This window comes from Ameyamaea chiangmaiensis (assembly GCF_013376175.1).
GTDB classification, from domain to species: Bacteria; Pseudomonadota; Alphaproteobacteria; order Acetobacterales; family Acetobacteraceae; genus Ameyamaea; species Ameyamaea chiangmaiensis.
This window is the reverse complement of sequence record NZ_JABXXR010000200.1, coordinates 1-3,866: the sequence shown is the minus strand read 5'-3', so window position 1 is coordinate 3,866 and position 3,866 is coordinate 1. Positions and strand designations below refer to the sequence as shown.

The window sequence follows — 3,866 nt, the reverse complement described above, 5'->3', positions numbered from 1 at the left end:
GTCGATATAGTCCGCGAACAGACGCGGCAGGCGGCGCCGGGCCCGCGCCGCGCAGGCGCCGAACGTGCCATCGTCAGGTTCGCTCATCACGCGGCTCCGGTGTTCGCCCGGCCGTCATGCACGACCCGACCGTCGACGATAGTCATCAGAACGGCGATGTCCTGCACCGTGTCCGGCGCCACGGTTTGCGGATCGGCGGACAGGATCGTCAGGTCCGCCAGCCGCCCGAGGGCAATCGCCCCTTCCGTCGCCTCGCGCAGGCAGGCATAGGCACCCCCGGCGGTATAGGCGTGCATGGCCTGCGCGACCGTGACCGCCTGTTCGGGCACGAAACTCTCGCCCCCCTCCAGGCTGCGTCGCACGACCGCCTTGCGTATCCCCCGCAATGGCGAGAGCGAGACAATGGGCCAGTCGGTGCCGAACGCCACCGCCGCACCCGACTCCAGCAGAGACCGCACAGGAAACGCGCGGTCGTGCTCCTCGGCCCGCACACGCTGGGCCCACACGCCGCCCATGCCCATCCATTCGTCCGACGGCGCGACCATCACCGGTTGCAGGCACGCCACTGCGCCGATCGCGGCGAAGCGCGCAATATCGGCGGCATACGGGATCTCGACATGTTCGACCCGGGGACGCAGACGCAGCGAGGCCTCGGCCTCCGCCGCACACGCGTCGAGGGCGAGTGCGATCGCCCCGCTGCCGATCGCATGGGTCCAGATCTGGAATCCCGCGCCCATCGCCCGCGAGACCGCGGCACGGTACGCCTCCGGTTCCCATATAAGTGTACCCGTCTCCCCCGGCCGATCCGCGTAGCCCTGCGGCATCGACGCCGTGTGGGATTCCAGCACGCCGTCGAGAAAGAACTTGATGCCGTCGAGCCGCAGAAACGGGCTGTCGTACGCCGCGCGCAACGCCTCAATCTCCGCCAGCCGGGCCTCGGAAAACACCGGCGGCGGCATCTCCGCCATCAGCCCCACCCGGCAGGTCAGCGCACCGCGTGCCTGACGCGCCGCCAGATGCGGCAGCAGGCCTTCGTCATACGCAGCACTCTGCACCCGCGTGATGCCGCAGCGCGCGATCTCCGCCAGCGCCAGATCCAGGCCGAGATCGACCTGGGCGTCATCGGGCGCCGGCACGAAGGGCTCGACCAGCTTGACGGCCTGTTCCTTCAGCCAGCCGGACGGCGAGCCGTCGGGACGGCGCACGATCTCTCCCCCGTCGGGGTCGGGCGTCGTGGCGTCGATGCCCGCGATCGCCAACGCCACGCTGTTAACCCATGCGGCGTGCGCCATGCCGGAACGCAGCACCACCGGGCGATCGGGCACCACGGCATCAAGCACCGCGCGGTCGAACCCGCCGTCGGGCATATCGGGGTAGCCGTAGCTCCATTCATGGCCGACAAGCCACGGTCTCTCCGGATGGTCGGCGGCGAAGCGCGCGACGCGGTCGGCGACCTCCGCCAGTGAGCGCGCGTCACGCAGACCGATGTTGGACAGATACTCGGCCGCCATCAGCAGATGGAGATGGCTGTCGATAAACCCAGGCAGGAGACACGCACCGTCCAGATCGATACGGCGCGTGGACGCGTCGCATCCTGCCAGGATCTCCGCCGTCGTGCCGATCGCGCCGATGCGGTTGCCCTGGATGCGCAGGCCGCCCCGCAGGCGCTGGCCGTCGGGCAGGACGAGAATGGCGTCCAGAAGGGCGATATCGGTCATGATCGTTGAAACCCTTCGACTGTGTCAGGATATAGCCGGAAGCGCACGGGCATTGAACCGGCGCTCCATGACGATATAGAGCGGCGGCGTCAGGATCAGGCTGACGACCCACGACAGGTCGATCCCCCCCAGCATGCGTGCGACGTGACCGGTATACAGCGCGGTCGACAGGAACGGCACCTGCACCGCAATTCCGATGACATAGCAGGTTAGGGCAGGCACGTTGTAAAAGCCGTATCGGCCACCGTCGCGCGCGAAAAAGGACGCGACATCATACTCGCCCTTATGCAGCACGTAATAGTCGGTCAGGTTGATTGCGGTCCACGGGATCATGACCGACATCAGCAATTCTAGGAACTCGCTATACGCCGTCATGAAGCTGTCGGCCATCAGGGTGGCCATCGCGAAGGCAAGCGCCAGAAGCGCCACGGTCACGGCCAGTCGCGCGCGCGCGCCGTAATGGCGGTCCGGCGTGAAGGTCTGCGCCACGGTCAGCGACGACAACGCGCCGCAATAGACATTCATGGCATTGGCGATCGCGATCCCCAGCGACAGCGCCACGAGCACCACGATCGCCCACGGCCCCAGCAGGGACGCCAGAACGCCGACGACCCCGTGGCCGCCGGCCAGAAGCCCGACGGCCGCACCGAGCGCCATCGCCAGCATCGATCCCAGAACCGACCCTGAAAAACACGCGACGAAGGCCCGTTTTTCCCCGTCCCGACCCGCCGGGAGATAGCGCGACGAATCCGACACATAGGGCGCATACGCGATCTGCCACAACGCCGCGGTCGAGACCGTGCGCAGCACCCCGGTCCACGACGTCGCGGCGTGCGCCACGAACGACAGTTCGTGGCCATGCATCGTCAGGACCCGGCCGATGCACAGGGCCACCGCCGCGCCACACAGCACCGTCATCACCTGCGCCGAGATATGGATCACGCGATACCCGAGGATCGCCGGCAGGACCGACAGCGCCTGGATCACCAGAATCGCAGGCAATCGCCCCAGCCCCGGCAGGATGCTCAGCAACCCGTCCGCCCCGAGCACAAGGTTCGAGGCCGCGAACCCGACATACATCAGCACGATCACCGCCGTGACGGGCACCGCACCCATCAACCCGAACTGCCCGCGCGTCTGGACCATCTGCGGCACACCGAGACGGGGCCCCTGCGCGGCATGCAGCGCCATGAACACGCCGCCCACCAGATTGCCCGCCAGCAATGCCAGCGCCGCCGGCACAAGCGGCAGGCCGAACACCGTCGTCGAGAGGGCCCCCGTCACGATCGTCAGCATCATCAGGTTCGGCCCGAACCAGATGGTAAACAGGTCGCGCGGACGCCCGTGACGGCGATCGGCCGCGATCGGGTAGATGGTTTCGACTTCGGGCGTGCCGAGCGGGTCGGTCATGGGCTCTTCCTCAGGGCGGCAGCCGGGACAGCCCCGCTGCGGTCTTGCGTCTTCAGAACGATCTGGCGTCGCATCAACTCATGAAGTCGCATCCTGCCATTGAAGGGGGCCGGCGCTACCACGTATTTCCCGATGCCCTGCGTAGGAAAATGCTATCACCCCCCGCTCTATTGTTGCGTTTTCATCATGTCTATACCGGAGATCCGATCCGGCATCGTTACGGACGCCCGTTGAACGAACGCGCCAGACGCAGGAGCATGCCCATGCAGGCCGTGCGCTTTTTCGGACCCGGCGATCTGCGCCCGCAGTCCGTTCCCACACCCGAGCTGACCCGGGACGGAACGGTCAGCGTGCGCGTGGTGGCCGCCGGTGTCTGCGGGTCGGACCTGCATAACTTCACGACCGGGCGCTGGGTCGCGGGACTGCCGGTCACACCCGGCCATGAACTGGCCGGCATCGTGACGGCAACGCGGGGCGCGTGCCTGGGGCTTCGGGTCGGCCAGCCGGTCGTGGCGGATTCGCGGGTCGGATGCGGCCAGTGTGAAGCGTGCGAGGCCGGGCTGCCGAACCGCTGCCGGTCGCTCGGCTTTGTCGGCGAAGTGTGCGACGGCGGCTTCGCCCAAACGGTGGTGCTGCCCGCGCGTCAGCTTGTCGCGCTGCCCACTGACCTGCCGTTGCATCTGGCCGCGCTTGCCGAGCCGTTGTCCGTCGCCCTGCACGCCATCGGCCAGTTGCGCC

General features: G+C 67.7%; 3 protein-coding genes. 1 reads left to right on the top strand and 2 read right to left on the bottom strand.

Going from position 1 to position 3,866, the window contains the following annotated elements:
- Positions 1-86: 86 nt before the first annotated feature.
- Positions 87-1,718 carry an amidohydrolase gene (locus HUK82_RS15025; protein ID WP_176614723.1) on the bottom strand — a complete coding sequence of 544 codons (1,632 nt, stop codon included), beginning with the start codon at positions 1,716-1,718 and terminating at the stop codon, positions 87-89.
- 24 nt (positions 1,719-1,742) lie between these two features.
- Positions 1,743-3,128: a purine-cytosine permease family protein gene (locus HUK82_RS15020; RefSeq protein WP_176614722.1), complete on the bottom strand. Its 1,386-nt coding sequence runs from the start codon at positions 3,126-3,128 to the stop codon at positions 1,743-1,745.
- A 263-nt stretch (positions 3,129-3,391) separates the two neighbouring features.
- Here HUK82_RS15020 and HUK82_RS15015 point away from each other — a divergent pair.
- A partial coding sequence (locus HUK82_RS15015) for an alcohol dehydrogenase catalytic domain-containing protein (RefSeq protein ID WP_176614721.1) occupies positions 3,392-3,866 on the top strand: 475 nt, incomplete at its 3' end.

Excerpts from the sequence above, each read along its gene's own strand:
- HUK82_RS15025 (WP_176614723.1), bottom strand. The coding sequence starts at position 1,718 with ATGACCGATATCGCCCTTCTGGACGCCATTCTCGTCCTGCCCGACGGC.
- HUK82_RS15020 (WP_176614722.1), bottom strand. The coding sequence starts at position 3,128 with ATGACCGACCCGCTCGGCACGCCCGAAGTCGAAACCATCTACCCGATC.